Origin of the sequence: Flavobacterium microcysteis (assembly GCF_006385255.1) — a bacterium.
Classification (GTDB): Bacteria; Bacteroidota; Bacteroidia; order Flavobacteriales; family Flavobacteriaceae; genus Flavobacterium; species Flavobacterium microcysteis.
Genome location: NZ_VFJE01000034.1, coordinates 1 through 900, shown reverse-complemented (window position 1 = coordinate 900; position 900 = coordinate 1). Strand labels below are relative to the sequence as shown.

General features: G+C 52.7%; 1 protein-coding gene. It reads right to left on the bottom strand.

The genetic code is table 11. From position 1 onward, the window contains the following. On the bottom strand, nt 1–900 hold a 900-nt coding region (locus tag FJA49_RS18340), incomplete at both ends, for an HYR-like domain-containing protein (protein ID WP_449404092.1).

Genomic DNA, 900 nt, shown 5'->3' with positions numbered 1-900 from the left:
ATTTTCTTGTAAGGGTATAGCTTCCGGCACAAGCACCGTCAGTTCTAGTCTCTGCAAAAGTTACAGTCGCAGTTCCGCAAGCATCGGTTGCAGTAAGCGTAGCCGCAGCCGGGATATTGTCACAAGACGCAGCCAGTTCGGCAGCAGGCAATGTTCCTGCAAAGACAGGGGCCTGGGTATCGGTCACGTTCACCACTTGAGTGTGCTCAGCAATGTTACCGCAAAGGTCAGTAGCCGTCCATTTTCTTGTAAGCGTATAGCTTCCGGCACAAGCACCGTCAGTTCTAGTCTCGGCGAATGTTACAGTCGCAGTTCCGCAAGCATCGGTTGCAGTAAGCGTAGTCGCAGCCGGGATATTGTCGCAAGACGCAGCCACTTCGGCAGCAGGCAATGTTCCTGCAAAGACAGGAGCCTGAGTATCGGTCACGTTCACCACTTGAGTATGCTCGGCAGTGTTACCGCATAGGTCAGTAGCAGTCCATTTTCTTGTAAGGGTATAGCTTCCGGCACAAGCACCGTCAGTTCTAGTCTCGGCAAAAGTTACAGTCGCAGTTCCGCAAGCATCGGTTGCAGTAAGCGTAGCCGCAGCCGGGATATTGTTACAAGACGCAGCCAGTTCAGCAGCAGGCAATGTTCCTGCAAAGACAGGAGCCTGTGTATCGGTCACACTAACCACTTGAGTATGCTCGGCAGTATTACCGCAAAGGTCAGTAGCAGTCCATTTTCTTGTCAATGTGTAGCTTCCAGCACAAGCACCGTCAGTTCTAGTCTCGGCGAATGTTACGGTTGCAGTTCCACAAGCATCAGTTGCAGTAAGCGTAGCCGCAGCCGGAATGTTGTCGCAAGACGCAGCCAGTTCGGCAGCAGGCAGTGTTCCTTCGAACGCAGGAGCCTGAGTAT